This is a genomic window from Promicromonospora sukumoe (genome assembly GCF_014137995.1).
Taxonomy (GTDB): Bacteria; Actinomycetota; Actinomycetes; order Actinomycetales; family Cellulomonadaceae; genus Promicromonospora; species Promicromonospora sukumoe.
In genome coordinates this window covers 1,628,451-1,645,791 of sequence record NZ_JACGWV010000001.1, presented here as the reverse complement: position 1 = coordinate 1,645,791, position 17,341 = coordinate 1,628,451, and the positions used below count along the sequence as shown (strand labels likewise).

Sequence of the window (17,341 nt, the reverse complement as noted above, 5' to 3'; positions counted from 1 at the left end):
CCCATGACGTCCTTCCCGACCGATCTCACGACGGCCAAGCCCGTCGAGGCCGGGACCGACGACACCCCCGAGGCGCCGGCGGCACCAGCCGCCGGCGCCGTCCGGGCGGGTGCCGGCGGTACCTGGCAGGCCCTGCGCCGCGACGTCGGCGCGATGCTCGGCCTCGGCTACATCGTGCTCGTCACGCTCGTCGCGGTGCTCGCGCCCGTGCTCACCTCGATCAGCGGCTGGACGCCGTACGAGTTCGACCAGAGCGCCATCGACCCCAACCTCGGCGGCATGCCGATCGGCCCCTGGGGCGGCGTCAGCGCCGAGCACTGGTTCGGCGTCGAGCCCGGCAGCGGGCGCGACATCTTCGCCCGCATCGTCTACGGCGCGCGGGTGTCCATGAGCATCGCGCTGTCCGCCACCGCGCTGACCACCGTGCTGGGCGTCTCGCTCGGCCTGGTCGCCGGGTACTTCGGCGGCCGCGTCGACCTGGTGATCTCGCGCGTCATGGACTTCCTCATGGCCTTCCCCGCGCTGATCTTCATGATCGCCGTGCTGTCCGCCCTGCCGGCGAGCAACCGCTCCGCGCTGCTGGTCGTGGTGATCTCCGTGTTCGGCTGGCCGTACCTGGCGCGCATCGTGCGCGGGCAGACCATGTCGCTCGCGCAGCGGGAGTTCGTCGAGGCGGCCCGCGCCGCCGGGGCGAGCGGCACGCGCATCGTGTTCCGCGAGATCCTGCCCAACCTGCGCTCCACGATCATCGTGATGGCGACGCTGGCCGTGCCCGGCTACATCGGCACCGAGGCCGGCCTGTCCTTCCTCGGCGTCGGCGTCGTACCGCCCGCGCCGAGCTGGGGCCAGATGATCGCCGCGTCCGTGAAGTGGTACGCCGTCGACCCCGCGTACTTCGTCTTCCCCGGCGCGTGCCTGTTCCTGCTCGTGCTCTCGTTCACCGTGCTCGGCGACCGCCTGCGCGCCGTCGTCGACGCCCAGGAGGGCCGCTGATGCCTAGGTTCCTGCTGACCCGGGTCACCTCCGGCCTCGGCGTGCTGCTGCTGGTGTGCCTGTTCACCTTCGTGGTGTTCTTCGCGCTCTCGCCCGACCCCGCCGTGCAGATCTGCGGCAAGAACTGCACGCCCGAGGTGATCGACCAGATCCGCGGCAACCTCGGGCTGGACCAGCCGTTCTGGGCCCAGTTCTTCCATTTCGTCGTCGGCATCTTCGCGGGCCGCACCTACGGCGAGGGCGCCGGAGCCATCGAGTGCGCCGCGCCGTGCCTGGGCTACTCGTTCCAGTCCAGCCAGGCCGTGTGGGACATGATCGTCCAGCGCCTGCCCGTCTCGGCGACCATCGCCGTGGGCGCGGCCGTGCTGTGGCTGCTCGCCGGCCTGGCCGGCGGCCTGCTCAGCGCCGTCAAGGAGGGCACGTTCCTCGACCGGTTCACCACCGGCCTGACGCTGACCAGCATGTCGATCCCCAACTACGTGCTCGCGCTGGTGCTGCAGTACGTGCTGGTGGTCAAGCTGCAGTGGCTGCCCTTCCCGCAGGCCGTCGCGTTCGCCGACGACCCCGGGCAGTGGTTCGCGAACTTCGTCATGCCGTGGATCGTGCTCGCCGTCGGCTACGCGGCCGCCTACACGCGGCTGACCCGCGCCAACGTGCTCGACGTGCTGCGCGAGAACTACGTGCGCACCGCCTACGCCAAGGGCCTGCCCCAGCCGCTGGTCTGGCGGCGGCACGCCCTGCGGCCGGCCCTGACCCCGATCGTGACGATCTTCGGGATGGACTTCGCCGGCCTGCTCGGCGGGGCGCTCATCACCGAGACGGTCTTCGGCATCAACGGCGTCGGCAAGATGGCCGCCGACTCCATCGCCCGCAACGACCAGCCGGTGATCATGGGCGTCACGCTGCTGGCCGGGTTCCTCGTCGTCGTCGGCAACATCGTGGTCGACGTCGTCTACACCGCCATCGACCCGAGAGTGCGGGTGAACGCATGAGCCTGCTGACGGTCCGTGACCTCACGGTCACCTTCCCCACCCCGCGCGGGCCGCTCGACGCCGTCCGCTCGCTCGACCTCGACCTGGAGCCCGGCGGCGCGCTGGGCATCGTGGGCGAGTCCGGCTCCGGCAAGTCCATGACCAGCCTGGCGATCATGGGCCTCCAGCCCCGCGCCGCCAAGCGCACCGGCAGCGTGCGGCTGGGCGGCCAGGAGCTGGTCGGGATGTCCGAGTCCGAGCTGCGCCGCGTACGCGGCGACCGCGTCGCCATGGTCTTCCAGGACCCGCTGTCCTCCCTGAACCCGTACTACACGGTCGGGCTCCAGATCGAGGAGGCGTACCGCGCCCACCGCCCCGGCACCACGCGGCGCGTGGCCCGGCGGGTCGCGATCGAGGCGCTGGAACGGGTGCACATCCGCGACGCCGCCCGGCGCGTGGACCACTACCCGCACCAGTTCTCCGGCGGCATGCGCCAGCGCGTCATGATCGCCATGGCGCTCAGCACCGAGCCCGAGCTGCTGATCGCCGACGAGCCCACCACGGCGCTCGACGTCACCGTGCAGGCGCAGATCCTCGACCTGCTCCAGGAGATCCGCCGGGAGACCGGCACCGGTCTGGTGCTCATCACGCACGACCTGGCCGTGGTCAGCGAGGTCACCGACCACATCGTCGTCATGAAGGACGGCGAGTGCGTCGAGCGCGGCGCCGTCGAGCAGATCTTCACCGACCCCCGGCACGCGTACACGCAGGCGCTGCTGGAGGCCGTGCCGCGCATCGACGACGAGATCGGCGAGCTGCGCGCCGTCGGGCCGGGGGCTGTTGCCGGCGCCGGGCCGGGCGACGTCGTACCCGGCAAGAACGAGAAGGACGGAGGCCCCGCATGAGCACGCCCCTGCTGCGCGCCACGCACCTCGTCAAGGAGTTCCCGGTCATGGGCACGGGCGGCGTGCTGCGCCGTCCGGACACCTTCCGGGCCGTGGACGACGTGAGCTTCGAGATCGACGCGGGCGACACGCTCGCCCTGGTCGGCGAGTCCGGCTCGGGCAAGTCGACGACGGCGCGGCTGGCCGCCCGGCTGCTCGACGTCACCTCCGGCACCGTCGAGCTGGACGGCGAGGACGTCACCGCGCTGAAGCGGTCCGACCTGCGCCGGTTCCGCAGCGACGTGCAGGTCGTCTTCCAGGACCCGTACTCGTCGCTCAACCCGCGGCACACCGTGGAGCGGATCGTCACCGCTCCCCTGCTCTACCAGCAGCGCAGCATCCCGGGCGGGGCGCGCGCGTTCACCCGCGCGCTCATGGAGCGGGTCGGGCTGGACCCGGACCACTCGCAGAAGTACCCCGCGCAGTTCTCCGGCGGCCAGGCGCAGCGCATCGGCATCGCCCGCGCACTCGCCGTCGGGCCGCGCGTCGTGGTGTGCGACGAGGCCGTCTCCGCCCTGGACGTCTCCGTCCAGGCGCAGGTCATCAACCTGCTGCGCGACCTGCAGCGCGAGGAGGGCCTGACCTACCTGTTCATCGCGCACGACCTCGCCGTCGTGCGGCAGATCGCCACGCGCGTCGCCGTCATGACGCAGGGCCGCATCGTCGAGGAGGGCGACCGCGACGCCGTCTTCGACGCGCCGCGGCACGAGTACACGCGCAAGCTGCTCGACGCCGTGCCCCGCATCCGCCCCGAGTGGGAGGCGGCCCGACGGCGCAACGCGGCGCTCACCGCGGAGGGGGCCCGATGAGCGCGGGGAAGGCCGCGCAGCCCTGGACCACGTACCTGCTGCCGGGCATCGGCGTCCGCGAGCGCCGCGTCGCGGTGCCGCTGGACCGTTCAGGCCGGCTGGCGGGCGAGGTGTCGTTGCTGGTCCGAGAGCTGGTGGACCCGACGCGCGGCGACGAGGACCTGCCTCTGCTGGTGTACCTGCAGGGCGGGCCGGGCGGAGCGAACCCCCGTCCGCTGCGCCGGGACGGCTGGCTGGACGTGGCGTTGCGCGACTACCGCGTGGTGTTCGTGGACCAGCGCGGCACGGGCGGCAGCTCGCCGCTGGACGGCGAGGCGCTGGCCGGGCTGAGCGCGGGCGAGGGCGCCGACCTGCTGGCGTGCTACCGGGCCGACTCGATCGTCGCGGACCTGGAGGACGTGCGCCGGGACGTGTACGGCGGGCGGCCGTGGTCGACGCTGGCGCAGAGCTTCGGCGGCTGGATCACGCTGGCGTACCTGTCGGTGGCGCCGCAGGCGCTGCGCGCCTGCTACGTCGCGGGCGGCATCCCGGGCACGCCGCCCGACGCCGCGGAGGTCTACCGCCGCACGTTCGGCCGGGTGGCGGGCAAGACGGCGGAGTTCTACCGGCGCTACCCGGCCGACGTCGAGGCGGTGGCGGCCATCGCGGACCGGCTCGCGGGGGGCGACGTCCTGCTGCCGGACGGCGACCTGCTGACGGTGCGCAGGTTCCAGTCCATGGGCATCGACCTGGGCATGAAGCCGGGGCCGGAGCGGCTGCACTGGTTCGTCGAGAAGGCGTTCGCCACGTCCGGCCGGCTGTCGGCGGGGTTCCTGCAGGAGGCGATGGTCCGCACCGCGCAGGCGGACGGACCCCTGTTCTGGACGCTGCAGGAGTCGATCTACGGGCACGGCGGCAACGGCCCCACGGGCTGGGCGGCGCAGGCCGAGCGCGACCGTCGTCCGGAGTTCGACGCGGACCGGCGTCCGCTGCTGTTCACGGGCGAGATGGCGTTCCCGTGGATGTTCGACGAGATCCGCCTGCTGCGCCCGTTCGCGGGCGCGGTGCACGAGCTGGCGGCGCGCCAGGAGTGGTCGCCGCTGTACGACCTGGACCGCCTGGCCGCCAACGAGGTGCCCCTGGCGGCGATCGTCTACCACGACGACATGTTCGTGGACTCCGGGCTGCAGCTCGACACGCTCTCGCGGGTCGGGTCCTCGCAGGCGTGGGTGACCAACGAGTACGAGCACGACGGGATCGGCGACGCACGCGTGCTGGAGCGCCTGCAAGAGCTGGTCCGCGACCGAGGAGGAGAGATCCGATGAGCACGCACCACACCACCGGCCGGCCCCCGTACGCGGGGACCCGCGCACCACGCCTGGCCGACAGCCCGGCGTTCAACGCCCACATGGAGCGCGGCTGGGGCGCGCCGGACGTCGTCGTCCCCGTGATCCCCGGGGCGCCCGAGGCCGCCGCGGACCACCGCCGTCGGCTCTCGGAGCGGATCGGCGCGCGCGACGCCGTGGTCAGCGCCGGGCGCGCGCCGCTGCGCAACGGCGACGCGATGTTCGGGTTCCGCGCGGACAGCGACTTCGTGTGGCTCACGGGCACGCAGGCCGAGGACGGCGTCTTGGTGCTGCGGGCGAGCGACGGCGGGCACGACGCGACGCTGTACCTGCCGCCGCCCGCCCGGCCGGGCGAGAGCGAGTTCTTCGCGAACGCGGCATACGGCGAGCTGTGGGTCGGGCCGTCCCCGGACCTGGCCGCCTGGGCCGAGGCCTACGGCATCGCGGTCGAGCCGCGGGCCGCGCTCGACGCCGTCCTGGACACGCTGGACGGCGCGCTCGCCTCGCCGTCGGTCGACGACGACCTGGTGCGCCGGTTCGGCCTCAAGCCGTCCGAGGACCTCGCCCGGGCCCTGTCGGACCTGCGGATGATCAAGGACGACTGGGAGATCGGCCAGCTCCGCGAGGCGATCGACCACACCGTGACCGGGTTCGACGCCGTGGCCCGCGAGGTGCCGCGCGCCGTCGGCGGGCTCGGCGAGCGCTGGCTCCAGGGCACGTTCGACCGGCACGCCCGCACGTTCGGCAACGGGCCCGGCTACTCGACGATCGTCGGCTCCGGCCCGCACGCGCCCACCCTGCACTGGGTGCGCTGCGACGGCCCCGTGCTGCCCGACGTGCCGCTGCTGCTCGACATGGGCGTCGAGGCCAACTCGCTGTACACGGCCGACGTGACGCGCACCATCCCGCCGTCGGGCACCTTCAGCCCGATCCAGCGCCAGGTGCACGACCTGGTGGAGAAGTCGCACCGCGCCGGCATGGCGCAGATCCGCCCGGGCGTCGAGTACCTCGACTTCCACTACGCCTCCATGGAGGTCATCGCCCAGGGGCTGCACGACTGGGGGCTGCTGGACGTCTCCGTCGACGAGGCGCTCTCCCCCGGCGGGCAGCAGCACCGGCGCTGGCTGGTCTGCGGCATCGGCCACCACCTCGGGCTGGACGTGCACGACTGCGCCCACTCCGACTACCCCACCTACCAGGCCGCGCCCCTGGTGCCCGGCGTCGTCATGACGGTCGAGCCCGGGCTGTACTTCCACGCCCACGACGAGACCGTGCCGCCCGAGCTGCGCGGCATCGGCGTGCGCCTGGAGGACGACCTGCTGGTCACCGCCGACGGCGCCGAGGTGCTCTCCGACGCCCTGCCGATCGACGCCGCCGGCATCGAGCGGTGGACCAGCGAGCGGATCGGCGATGCCTGAGGCTCTGCTCACCTCGGCGGGGCGGGCGGGGCGGGGCGCGCCCGGGGCGCACGTCGCACCCGGGGCGCGTGTCGCCCCCGGGGCGCGTGTCGCCCCTGGGGCGCGTGTCGCCGAGGCGTTCCCGCTGGCCGACGTCGCGGTGACGGGCGGCGTCTTCACGCGGGCGCGGGACCAGATGCTGCACCTGGCGCGCGTCTACCCGGTCGACCGGCTGCTCGCCGTCTTTCGCGCGAACGCCGGGCTGGACACGCGCGGGGCGCGGCCGCCGGGCGGCTGGGAGGACTTCGGGCACCCCGACGAGGACGCCTGGGGCCCCGACGACTACCCCGGTCGCGAGGCCGCGCCCACCGCCAACCTGCTGCGCGGGCACTACGCGGGACACTTCCTGTCCATGCTGGCGCTCGCGGCGGGCGGGGCGGACGGCGCGGACGGCGCCGTCGTGCGGGACGAGCTGCGGGCCAAGGTCGACGCGATGGTCGAAGGGCTGCGGGAGGTGCAGGAGGCGCTGGCGGCGTCGGGCCGCTACAGCCACCCCGGCTTCCTGGCCGCGTACGGCGAGTGGCAGTTCTCGCGGCTGGAGGGCCTGGCGCCCTACGGCGAGATCTGGGCGCCGTACTACACCTGCCACAAGATCATGGCGGGGCTGCTCGACGCGCACCGGCACACGGGGTCTGGTGTGGCGTTGGAGATCGCCGCCGAGATGGGGCGGTGGGTGCACGGGCGGCTGTCCGTGCTGCCGGCCGAGCAGCGCGCGGCCATGTGGGCCCTGTACATCGCGGGCGAGGCCGGCGGCATGAACGAGGTGCTGTGCGACCTCGCGGTGCTGACCGGGGACGACGTCTTCGTGGAGACGGCGCGGCTGTTCGACCTGGACACCATGCTCGACTTCGCCGCGGCAGGCCGGGACGAGCTGGACGGCATGCACGCCAACCAGCACGCCGCGACGCTGCTCGGCTACCTCGCCCTGGGCGACCTGACCGGCCAGGCCCGGTACACGGACGCCGTCGTCAACCTCTGGGACATGCTCGTGCCCGGCCGCACCTACGCCCACGGCGGCTCTGGCGAGAACGAGCTCTGGGGGCCGGCGGGCGCCGTCGCGGGCGACATCGGCAACCGGAACGCCGAGACGTGCGTGACCTACAACATGCTCAAGATCGCGCGGGCGCTGTTCGAGCGCACCGGCGAGGCGCGGTTCGCCGACTACTACGAGCGGGCCGTGACGAACCAGGTCCTGGGTTCGCGGCGCGACGTCGGCTCGGACGACTCGCCCGAGGTGACGTACATGTTCCCCGTGCACCCGGGGGCGCTGCGCGAGTGGGACAACGTGGGGACGTGCTGCGGGGGCACCGGGCTGGAGAACCACGTGAAGTACCAGGACTCGGTGTACTTCCGGTCGGTTGGTTCGGGCGGCGGTGCTGGTGGCGTCGGTGCGGCGGGGGCGGCGGATGCCGCCGGAGCCGTGGGTGATGGTGCCGTGGGTGCCGGAACCCGGGGTGCCGAAGCTGCGGGCGGCGGCGTCCGCACCGTCTGGGTCAACCTGTACGTGGCCTCGACCGCGGTGTGGGCCGAGGAGGACGTCCGGCTCACGCAGGAGACGGCCTACCCGCTGGAGGGGCGCAGCCGGATTCTGGTCGACGCGAGGGGCGACCTCGACCTGCGCCTGCGGGTCCCGGGCTGGGTCACAGGCTCCCCCGTGTCAGACGTACAGGTCCCTGGAGGGACCTGTACGTCTGACACGGGTGCTCCTCGGTTCCGCGTGCGGGTCGACGGCGAGGCGCAGTCCGTCCGGGCCGACGGCGGGTACGTCTCCCTGCGGCGCGACTGGCGGCCGGGCACCGTCGTCGAGATCGAGATGCCGCTGACCCTGCGCGAGGTCCCGACGCCGGACGACACCTCGGTCGTGTCCCTGGAGCTCGGCCCCACGGTGCTGCTGGCCCGCAGCGCCGCGACGACCTGGCTACCGGTCCAGGCCGCGACCTGGCGGCGGCTCGACGGCACGCTCGACGCCCCGCTCACCCCGGCCGACGACGGCACGTGGCGGCTCGGCGACCTCGTCCTGGAGCCGACGTGGTCCGGGTCCGACGCCAGGTACCACATGTACCTGCGCCGGGCCGATGCCCGGATCGCGTTCGCGGGGACGGACCCCGCGGCCGACTCGGGCGTGCCGAACGCGGCGCGCGCGGACGGGCGGACGTTCCTCGACGTGCTGTGGTCGGACGGCGGGTTCGCCGACCGTGCCGAGTTTCTTGAGGCAGTGCTGCGCGCGACGCACGAGTTCGTGGACCTCGGGCTGCTCAGCGCCGCGGAGGGGCGCGCGGTGCTGGTGGCGGCGGCGCGGTCCGAGGTCGGGCGGAAGGGCGGGGGCTTCGCCGTCGGGCAGGAGGGAGGGCGGTCCGACGTCGGGCAGGAGAGCGGGCGGCACGCCGTCGGGCGGGAAAGCGCGCGGTTCGACGTCGCGCACGAGAGCGGGCGCGAGCCGGAGGCCGCGGCTGCGGAAGCGGCAGCCGCAGAGGAAGCCTCGCTCCTGTCCCGGGCGCCCACCGCCGCGCACGACGGCTCCGCGCCGCGCGTCGAGATCGTCCCCGGCGCGGCGCCCGGCGTCAGCGGCTGGTATCTCCGGCCGGCGGAACTCACCGTGACCGCACGGGCCGACGCCGGCGAGCCAGCCGTCGAGATCCAGGTCGACGACGGCCCGTGGGCGCCCGCAGGGCAGACGCCGCTCGTGCTGGCCGACGGCGTGCACACCGTCACGGCCCGCGCCGTCGACGGCCAGGGGCGGGAGCGCCGCGTCGTCCGCGAGGTGAGCGTCGACACCAAGCCGCCGCGCACCAAGGTCACGACCAAGCGCCTGGGCCCGCGGGGCGTCGAGATCAACCTGACCGCCGCCGACGACGTCTCCGGCGTCGACAGCATTCGGTGGAAGGGGCCGGACACGTTCTGGGCGACGTTCGCCGAGCCATTCAGCCGGGCGCTGTCCGACGTGCCCCAGGTGATCGAGTTCGCCGCGACCGACCGGGCGGGCAACCAGGAGCCGGTCCGCACTCTGGTCCTCCCGCCCGCCGACGCCGACTGACCCACCCCGTGTCAGACGTACAGGTCCCCCGGGGGACCTGTACGTCTGACAACGCCGCCGGGTGCGCCCGAGCGCGGGCCCGGCGGCGCAGGCAAGGTTCGAGTGACGCCCGACCAGCGAACAGGAGTGCACGCATGAAGCACCAGCGAGCCGCCCGACCGTCCCTGGCCCTTCCGATCGCGGCGTTCGCCGCCATGACCCTCGCCCTCGGCGCAGTGCCCGCGAGCGCCTCGGCGGCACCACCTCCGCCGGCGCCACCGTCCGCGCCGCCGTCCGTAGACGCGTGCCGCCTGCCCGCCGCCGTCGGCGGGCTGGGCTCCGGCTTCCCGGTCGACGACCAGGCGCTGCCCGCCGTCGGCACCCTGAAGGCTGCGCTGCTGCTGGTGGACTTCGACGACCACCCGGCGTCCCCGGGCTCCGCACCGGAGGCGGTAGCCAACCTCGCGTCGGGCGCCGAGTACCTGGAGCGGGTCTCGGGCGGGCGGCTGGACGTCACCACGACGGCGTCGGACGGGTGGGTGCGGATGCCCGAGCCGTCGACGTCGTACCCGTTCGAGCGGGGCCTGAGCTACGCGGACCACGTGCGCTACATCGGCGACGCCATCGCGGCGGCGGACGACACGTTCGACTTCTCGGACGTCGACGTCGTCTGGGTGACGGCCACGAAGGAGGCGCCGAACATCACCTACTCGCCGACGACGAACTTCCTGGACGTGACGGCCGACGGCAACCACCTGACGCACGCCGTGACCTTCGGCTACGACCAGTGGCGCTGGGGCGGCCTGGTGCTGGCGCACGAGTCGGGGCACACGCTCGGGCTGCCGGACCTCTACCTGTTCGAGGCGCCGCCGGAGGACCCGGGCAACTATCACGCGGCGGTCGGCGGCTGGGACCTGATGGGCCTCATCTCGGGCGCGGGGCCGGAGTACTTCGCCTGGCACCGGTGGCAGCTCGGCTGGATCGACGACGACCAGGTGGTGTGCGCCGGTCCCCGGAGGACGACGTCGGCGCGGCTGGCGCCGGTGGCACGCTCGGGTGATGCGAGCCCGGGGAAGGACGCGATGGTCGTGTACCCGCTGTCGGCGACGCGTGCCGTCGTCGTCGAGAACCGGCAGCCGGTCGGCTACGACGAGGGCATCGGCGCCCGCGGCGCCCTCGTGTACACGGTCGACGCGTCCGTGCGGTCGGGCGAGGGCCCGGTCCGGGTCGTGGACTCGACGCCGGGTTCGGCGGACGGGCTGGACGACGCCCCGTTCGCGGCGGGCTCGTCCTGGACGGAGCCGACGACGGGCGCGGTGCTCACGTTCCGCGCCGGCCCGGCGGGCACGCTCAAGGTGACGGTCAAGCCCTGACCCCGCCCTGACCCCCGCCGTGTCAGACGTACAGGTCCCCCGGGTGACCTGTACGTCTGACACGTCGTGGGCCGGGGGCGGATGTCAGTGGTGACGTCTACCGTCGTGCCATGAGCGAGCCCCGGCCCTTCACGGTCCACGTCCCCGACCAGGTCCTCGGCGACCTGCGCGAGCGCCTGGCCCGCAGCAGGATTCCCGAGGACTCGCCCCGGCGTCCGCCGTCGGGCATGAGCGCCGGCTACCTGCACGAGCTCGTGGACCACTGGATCAGCTGGGACTGGCGGGCGCGCGAGGCGTGGCTGAACACGCACCCGCAGTTCCTGGCCCGGATCGGTGACGCGGACGTGCACTTCGCGCACCTGCGCGCCGAGCGGCCGGACGCCCCGGCGCTGCTCGTGCTGCACGGGTGGCCGCACACGTTCGCGCTGCAGCTCGACTTCGCGGACCTGCTGCCGAATCTGCACGTGGTGGTCGCGAGCCTGCCCGGCTTCGCCTGGTCGACGCCGTACGCGGACGGCGCGATGTCGGAGCGGCGGCTGGCCGCGACGATGCACTCGCTCATGACCGACGTGCTGGGCTACGACCGCTACTTCACGTACGGCGAGGACGTGACGGCGAACGTCAGCGACCTGATCGCGGCCAGCTACCCGGAGCACGTGGCGGGCATCGTCGCCACGCACGCGCACTTCCCGACCATGGCGGAGCGTGCCGAGCTCGACGACCCCGAGGTCAAGGAGTTCTTCGACGGCATCGCCGCGCGGCACGAGACCGAGGGCGCGTACGGGCACGTCCAGGCCACCCGGCCTGACACCCTCGCGACCGCGCTCAACGACTCCCCCGCCGGGCTGCTGGCCTGGCTGACCGAGAAGCTCGTCGAGTGGAGCGACACCCCGCCCGGCGACCCGAGCGCCGTCGAGCAGCGCATCTCGCGCGACCGCCTGCTCACCGAGGCGACGATCTACTGGGCGACGCAGACGATCGCGTCGTCGTTCCGCCCGTACTACGAGGGCGCCGACCAGCCCGACCCGATCCCGCCCACGTCGGTGCCCGCCGCGGTCTTCGTGCAGCGGCACGAGGCCGCCTACCCGGAGTCGCTCGCGCGCCGCCACTACCTGGGCCTGCGTGTGTTCGACCGCCTGACGGAGGGCGGTCACTTCACGGTCGGCGAGGTGCCGGGCGAGATGGCGGCGCGCGTGCGGGAGTTCGTCCGCTCGGTCGACGGCGGCGTCGACGGCGGCTGAGCCCCGACTCAGGCCTTGGGCTCGAGCCGGATCACCGGGAACTTGCGGTCGGTGTGCGTCTCGTACTCCTTGGCGTCGGGCCAGTACGCGGCCCAGAGCCCGTAGAGGCGCTCCCACTCGGGCGATGTCGGGCGCACGACCGTCGTGGTGGCCTGCAGCGTCTGGTCGCCGACCTCGATGGTCGTCTCGCCGGTGCCGTCCTCCACGTTCGCCACCCAGACCGGGTCCTTGGGCGCGCCACCCAGGGAGCCCACGACGAGGTACGCGTCGCCGTCGGTCGCGGCGACCAGCGGCGTCACGTACTGCTTGCCGCTGACGCGCCCGACGTGGTGCAGGAGCAGCAGCCGCTTGCCGGCGAAGTGCCCTCCGGCGACGTCCGCGCCCAGCACGCCCGCGTTCGCGCGGAACGCCTCGATGATCCCGGTGTTCATGTCTGTCATCTGGTCCTCCTCCGACCTCCGCCGGCCCCGTGCCGACCTAAACGGACTTTACCCCGCTTAAGCGATTCCCGATAGCATCCGGGCATGAGCACGCCGATGACGTGGGGCACCCCGCAGCCCGAGCGGGCCGACGCCGCACGCAACCGTCAGGTGCTGCTCGCCACCGCCCGCGAGCTGCTCGCCGAGGCGGGGCCGGAGTGCCTCACGATGGACCTCCTGGCCGAACGGTCGGGGCTCGGCAAGGGCACCGTGTTCCGCCGGTTCGGCTCGCGGGCGGGCATCTTCCAGGCCCTGCTCGACGACAGCGAGCGCGACCTGCAGCAGCGGGTGCTCAGCGGGCCGCCGCCGCTCGGGCCGGGGGCACCGGCGGTCGACCGCATCATCGCGTACGGCACGGCGCGCGTCCGCTTCCTCGCCGAGCACCACGAAGTCGCGCGCGGGACGCTCGACGGGCGGGGCGGGAGCGGGGGGCGCTCGGGTGGGGGGCGCGGAGGCGAGGGTCGCTCGGGCGAGCGGCGGCGGCCGTTGACCGAGATCCACCTGCGGGTCCTGCTGCGCGAGGTCGACCTGCCCGGCGCCGACGTCGACGTGCTCGCCGGGCAGCTCTCGTACGCGCTGGACGGTCCGCTGCTGTTCCAGCTCTTCGCGGGGCCGGAGCTGGAGGGCCCGACGCCGACCGCCCGCTTCGAAGAGGGCTGGCGCGACCTGGTCGAGCGGGTGTGCGGGGTGCCGGGGGCGTAGATCCGGCCCGGCACGCGGCGTTCGCGGGTTGCCGGTTGCGGGGGGGGCGGACACGTGCGGACCGCCCAGCTGCGGGCCACGTCGTCGGGCACGTTTCGCGACGTCCGACGCGGGTGCCGCCGTCGGGCACGTGTACCGCCGTCGGGCACGGGAGCGCGCAGGACACGGCGCGGGGAGCGCAGCGCACTGCCAGCCGTGCGCCGGCGCCGGTCGCTGCACCCGCTGCACCCGCTGCACCCGCTGCCCGACGACAATCAGCCGACCAACTAAGGGGCAACTACCCAACTCACCTTCGAGACCGAAGTTTCTTGTCTTTGAGCCGCCCCAAAGACAAGAAACTTCGGTCTCGAAGGAGAAGGTGGGCGACGACGGAAACCAGCCTCGCCCGACGGCGCCGGCCCGTCGGCGTCGGCTACCCGATGGCGACTGCCCAACGTCGGCTGCCCAACGTCGGCTGCCCAACGTCGGCTGCCCAACGTCGACTGCCCGACGCCGGCTGCCCGACGCCGGCGACCGCCCGACGGCGATCGCGACGCACGTCGTCCGACGACGATCGGCCGACGCAGAAGGGACGGCCAACTCAATCACCTTCGAGACCTAAGTTTCTTCGCTTTGCGGCCCTACAAAGACAACAAACTTCGGTCTCGAAGGGGAGGGTGGGCGACGACGGAAACCAACCCCGCCCGACGACGTCGGCAAGACCTCACGCCCGCCCGACGGCGCCAGGCCAAACCCCAGACCCCCAACCCGAAACCGTCACGCCACAGCCCGCGCCCTCCAGACCGTGGCCGTCGCGTCCAGGACGTCGCCCCACGGCGTCGGACGGACGTCGAACACGTTGCTCGTCTCCGCCGCATCAGCGACGAACGGCCGGTCGAACTGGTACATCACGCCCAGCGCCTCCCGCAGGAGCGGCACCACGAGTCCCCCGGCCTTCAGCACGCCGCGCGGCATGCGGCGCAGCCGGGGCTCGCCCGTCCCGGCCCGCGCGCCGAGCTCCCGCAGCACCTCGCGGACGGTCGCCGGCGGGTTGGACGGCACGAGCCACGGCGAGCCCCAGGCCCGGTCGTCGGCGCCGAGGGCGATGAGGGTCGAGACCACGTCGTCGACGGCCGTCCAGGTGTGCGGCTGGTCGGGGTCGGCCATGACGGTGGCGGGCTTGCCGGCGAGCGTCGCCGCCGCGTACATCGGCAACAGCCCGTGCGAGGCCGGGACCGACGGCCCGATGTAGTCCGACGCGCGCGCCTCCGTGGCCCGCACCCGCCCGGCACGGTGGGCCGCAAGCGCCTCCTCCCACAGCCGCGCTCGCAGCCGGCCCTTGTGGTCCGACGCAGCGAGCGGCAGGTCGCGGGTCATCGGCCGCTTGAGCGGCCCATAGCCGTAGAGGTTGCTGAGCGTCACGAGCACCGCGCCCGAGGTCTCGGCCGCGTGCAGCGCCGCGGCGGCCAGCGGGGGCCAGCCGCGCTCCCACGTCGCGTACGAGCCGGGGTTCGCGCAGTTGTAGAGCACGTCCGCGCCGCGGGCCGCCTCCGCGAGCGCCGTCGCGTCCGTGGCGTCCAGGACGATCCGCTCGACGCGCGGGTGCTCCGGGCCACCGCCGGAGCGGGTCACGACGGCGACGGGGCGGCCGGCCTGGGCGAGCCGGAGTGCGAGCGCGGTGCCGACAGGCCCGGCACCGAGGACGAGGTGGGAGGTCATGACCACAGGGTGTCATCCATAGTAGTCATACAGGTTGCAGACTTGTATGATTGGCGACGAACATCCCGCCGCAAAGGAGCGCCATGACGTACCAGCCCGACGCAATCCGGACCGTGCAGCTCTCGACTGTCACGCTGCCGCTGGCCACCCCCATCTCCGACGCCAAGGTCTTCACCGGGCGGCAGAAGCCCATGACCGAGGTCGTCTTCCTGTTCGCGGAGATCACCACGGAGCAGGGGTTCGAGGGCCTCGGCTTCTCCTACTCCAAGCGCGCGGGCGGCCCCGCCCAGTACGCGCACGCCAAGGAGGTCGCCCAGACCGCCGTCGGCGAGGACCCGAACGACATCGCCAAGCTGTACACGAAGCTGCTGTGGGCGGGCGCCTCCGTGGGCCGGTCCGGCGTCGCGACCCAGGCCCTGGCCGCCATCGACATCGCCCTCTACGACCTCAAGGCCAAGCGCGCCGGCCTGCCGCTGGCCAAGCTGCTCGGCGCGCACCGCGACTCCGTGCGCACCTACAACACCTCGGGCGGCTTCCTCAACGCGAGCATCGAGGAGGTCAAGGAGCGCGCCAGCCGGTCGATCGCCGAGGGCATCGGCGGCATCAAGATCAAGGTGGGCCTGCCCGACAGGCGCACGGACCTCGCCCGCGTCGCCGCCGTCCGCGAGCACATCGGCGCGGACGTCCCGCTCATGGTCGACGCCAACCAGCAGTGGGACCGCAGCACCGCCCTGCGCATGGGCCGGCGCCTGGAGGAGTTCGACCTCGTCTGGATCGAGGAGCCCCTGGACGCGTACGACGCCGAGGGCCACGCCGCGCTCGCCGCCGCGCTGGACACCCCGATCGCGACCGGCGAGATGCTCGCCTCCGTCGCGGAGCACGAGCGGCTCATCGAGAAGCGCGCGTGCGACATCATCCAGCCGGACGCCCCGCGCGTCGGCGGCATCACGCAGTTCCTGCGGCTGCTCACGCTCGCCGACCAGGCCGGGCTGGACCTCGCGCCGCACTTCGCGATGGAGATCCACCTGCACCTGGCCGCCACGTACCCGCGCGAGCCCTGGGTGGAGCACTTCGACTGGCTCGACCCGCTGTTCAACGAGCGCCTGGAGACCAAGGACGGCCGCATGCTCGTCCCGGACCGCCCCGGCCTCGGCGTCACCTTCAGCGAGCAGGCCCGCGCCTGGACCACCGACACCGCGACCTTCGGCCCCGCCTGACCTCGCGCCTGGTCCCCCCGCGACCTCCGCGACGTGTCAGACGTACAGGTCACCCGAGGGACCTGTACGTCTGACACGTAGGCCAGGAGATGCACCGAGATGGAAGCATGAGCCCATGGCCCAGACCCTGAGCGGCACCCTCGTGGAGGCGCTGCGGACCCGCATCGTCAACGGCGACATCGCCCCGGGCGAGAAGCTGCCCAGCGAGCCGCGACTTGCCGTCGAGCACCAGGTCAGCCGCACGGTGGTCCGCGAGGCCATCGCGCGGCTGAACCTGGAGGGCCTGGTCCACACGCGGCGGGGCAGCGGCAGCTACGCCCTGACCCCTCCCGCGGAGGCCGACGACGGCGGGGCGCCCGTCGCCCGGTCGCTCGCCGACCGGCTCGCCCTGGTCGAGTACCGGCTGGCCCTGGAGGCCGAGGCCGCCGCGCTCGCCGCGACCCGGCGCACGTCCGCGCAGCTCGCGGCGCTGGGCGACCGGCTCGACGCGCTCGCGTCGTCGGACGGGCATCCCGCCACCGCGATGCAGCACGACTTCGCGTTCCACCGCCTCGTCGCGGAGGCCGCGGGCAACAGGTTCCTCCTGGAGGCCCTGGACCGGCTCGGCCCGCAGATGATCGCCATGCCGCGCGGCCGCCTGGACCGGTCCGACGACGGCGGGGCGGGGAACGGCCGCCCCGGCGGCGGCCCGTCGGGCGCATCGGGCGCGGACCCGCACGGCGGCGGCCGCTTCGCCGGCGTCGTGCAGGAGCACCGCGCCGTGCTCGACGCGCTCGCCGCGCAGGACCCGCTGGCCGCGTCCGCGGCGATGCGGGTCCACCTCGCGTCGTCCCGCCGCCGTCTGCTCCAGGAATCAGGAGCCGACGCCGCCGGCTGACCGGGCCGCGGAGCCGCCGTCGGGCAAAGCCGTTGACCACAGCAGCCCCTGCCAGCCGAAGCGCCGCCTTGGCAGCAACCGCTGTGGTCAACACCGGCCCGCCGCATGGACCGAGCCGCCGCATCGCCGGCTCGCCGCCGGCCGGAAACGACGTGACCACAGCAGTTGCTGCCAGGCTGGACGGCAACCTGGCAGTAAATGCTGTGGTCAACACCGGGAGCGGCGGCCCCGGCAAGCGGCGG

14 protein-coding genes are annotated in these 17,341 nt (G+C 73.6%); 12 read left to right on the top strand and 2 right to left on the bottom strand.

Features of this window, described 5'->3' with window-relative positions:
- Positions 1 to 3 precede the first annotated feature (3 nt).
- The 9 genes from FHX71_RS07305 (at position 4) to FHX71_RS07260 (ending at position 12,126) form a co-directional block, all read left to right on the top strand.
- Complete coding sequence (locus FHX71_RS07305) at positions 4 to 993, top strand: ABC transporter permease (RefSeq protein WP_182615075.1); 990 nt, start codon at positions 4 to 6, stop codon at positions 991 to 993.
- Complete coding sequence (locus FHX71_RS07300; RefSeq protein WP_182615074.1) at positions 993 to 1,985, top strand: ABC transporter permease; 993 nt, start codon at positions 993 to 995, stop codon at positions 1,983 to 1,985. Before FHX71_RS07305 ends, FHX71_RS07300 begins: the two co-directional genes overlap by 1 nt.
- Entirely contained in the window at positions 1,982 to 2,869 is an 888-nt protein-coding gene (locus FHX71_RS07295; protein ID WP_246402337.1) for an ABC transporter ATP-binding protein, read from the top strand. Before FHX71_RS07300 ends, FHX71_RS07295 begins: the two co-directional genes overlap by 4 nt.
- The gene (locus tag FHX71_RS07290) at positions 2,866 to 3,717 is read left to right on the top strand and encodes an ATP-binding cassette domain-containing protein (RefSeq protein ID WP_182615073.1); all 852 of its coding nucleotides are present in this window, start codon (positions 2,866 to 2,868) and stop codon (positions 3,715 to 3,717) included. The genes FHX71_RS07295 and FHX71_RS07290 overlap by 4 nt, the downstream gene beginning before the upstream one ends.
- The gene (locus FHX71_RS07285; protein ID WP_182615072.1) at positions 3,714 to 5,021 is read left to right on the top strand and encodes an alpha/beta fold hydrolase; all 1,308 of its coding nucleotides are present in this window, start codon (positions 3,714 to 3,716) and stop codon (positions 5,019 to 5,021) included. Before FHX71_RS07290 ends, FHX71_RS07285 begins: the two co-directional genes overlap by 4 nt.
- A complete protein-coding gene (locus tag FHX71_RS07280; protein WP_182615071.1) occupies positions 5,018 to 6,460 on the top strand; it encodes an aminopeptidase P family protein in 1,443 nt (480 codons plus the stop codon). The genes FHX71_RS07285 and FHX71_RS07280 overlap by 4 nt, the downstream gene beginning before the upstream one ends.
- Positions 6,453 to 9,533, top strand: coding sequence for a beta-L-arabinofuranosidase domain-containing protein (locus FHX71_RS29125; protein ID WP_246402324.1), 3,081 nt, complete (start codon positions 6,453 to 6,455; stop codon positions 9,531 to 9,533). Before FHX71_RS07280 ends, FHX71_RS29125 begins: the two co-directional genes overlap by 8 nt.
- A gap of 134 nt (positions 9,534 to 9,667) precedes the next feature.
- A complete protein-coding gene (locus tag FHX71_RS07265; RefSeq protein WP_182615070.1) occupies positions 9,668 to 10,885 on the top strand; it encodes a M6 family metalloprotease domain-containing protein in 1,218 nt (405 codons plus the stop codon).
- A 110-nt stretch (positions 10,886 to 10,995) separates the two neighbouring features.
- Positions 10,996 to 12,126: an epoxide hydrolase family protein gene (locus tag FHX71_RS07260; RefSeq protein ID WP_182615069.1), complete on the top strand. Its 1,131-nt coding sequence runs from the start codon at positions 10,996 to 10,998 to the stop codon at positions 12,124 to 12,126.
- An 8-nt stretch (positions 12,127 to 12,134) separates the two neighbouring features.
- Here FHX71_RS07260 and FHX71_RS07255 read toward each other — a convergent pair whose 3' ends face one another.
- Positions 12,135 to 12,566 carry a nitroreductase/quinone reductase family protein gene (locus FHX71_RS07255; RefSeq protein ID WP_246402322.1) on the bottom strand — a complete coding sequence of 144 codons (432 nt, stop codon included), beginning with the start codon at positions 12,564 to 12,566 and terminating at the stop codon, positions 12,135 to 12,137.
- 84 nt (positions 12,567 to 12,650) lie between these two features.
- Between FHX71_RS07255 and FHX71_RS07250 the strand changes: the two genes are divergently transcribed.
- The gene (locus tag FHX71_RS07250) at positions 12,651 to 13,307 is read left to right on the top strand and encodes a TetR/AcrR family transcriptional regulator (RefSeq protein ID WP_246402320.1); all 657 of its coding nucleotides are present in this window, start codon (positions 12,651 to 12,653) and stop codon (positions 13,305 to 13,307) included.
- Between the two features lie 756 nt (positions 13,308 to 14,063).
- Here FHX71_RS07250 and FHX71_RS07245 read toward each other — a convergent pair.
- On the bottom strand, positions 14,064 to 15,005 hold the full coding sequence (locus FHX71_RS07245; RefSeq protein ID WP_182615068.1) for an NAD-dependent epimerase/dehydratase family protein: 942 nt from the start codon (positions 15,003 to 15,005) through the stop codon (positions 14,064 to 14,066).
- 83 nt (positions 15,006 to 15,088) lie between these two features.
- Between FHX71_RS07245 and FHX71_RS07240 the strand changes: the two genes are divergently transcribed.
- Complete coding sequence (locus FHX71_RS07240; protein ID WP_182615067.1) at positions 15,089 to 16,222, top strand: L-talarate/galactarate dehydratase; 1,134 nt, start codon at positions 15,089 to 15,091, stop codon at positions 16,220 to 16,222.
- A gap of 115 nt (positions 16,223 to 16,337) precedes the next feature.
- Positions 16,338 to 17,099 carry a FadR/GntR family transcriptional regulator gene (locus FHX71_RS07235; protein WP_182615066.1) on the top strand — a complete coding sequence of 254 codons (762 nt, stop codon included), beginning with the start codon at positions 16,338 to 16,340 and terminating at the stop codon, positions 17,097 to 17,099.
- The last annotated feature ends 242 nt before the right edge of the window (positions 17,100 to 17,341 follow it).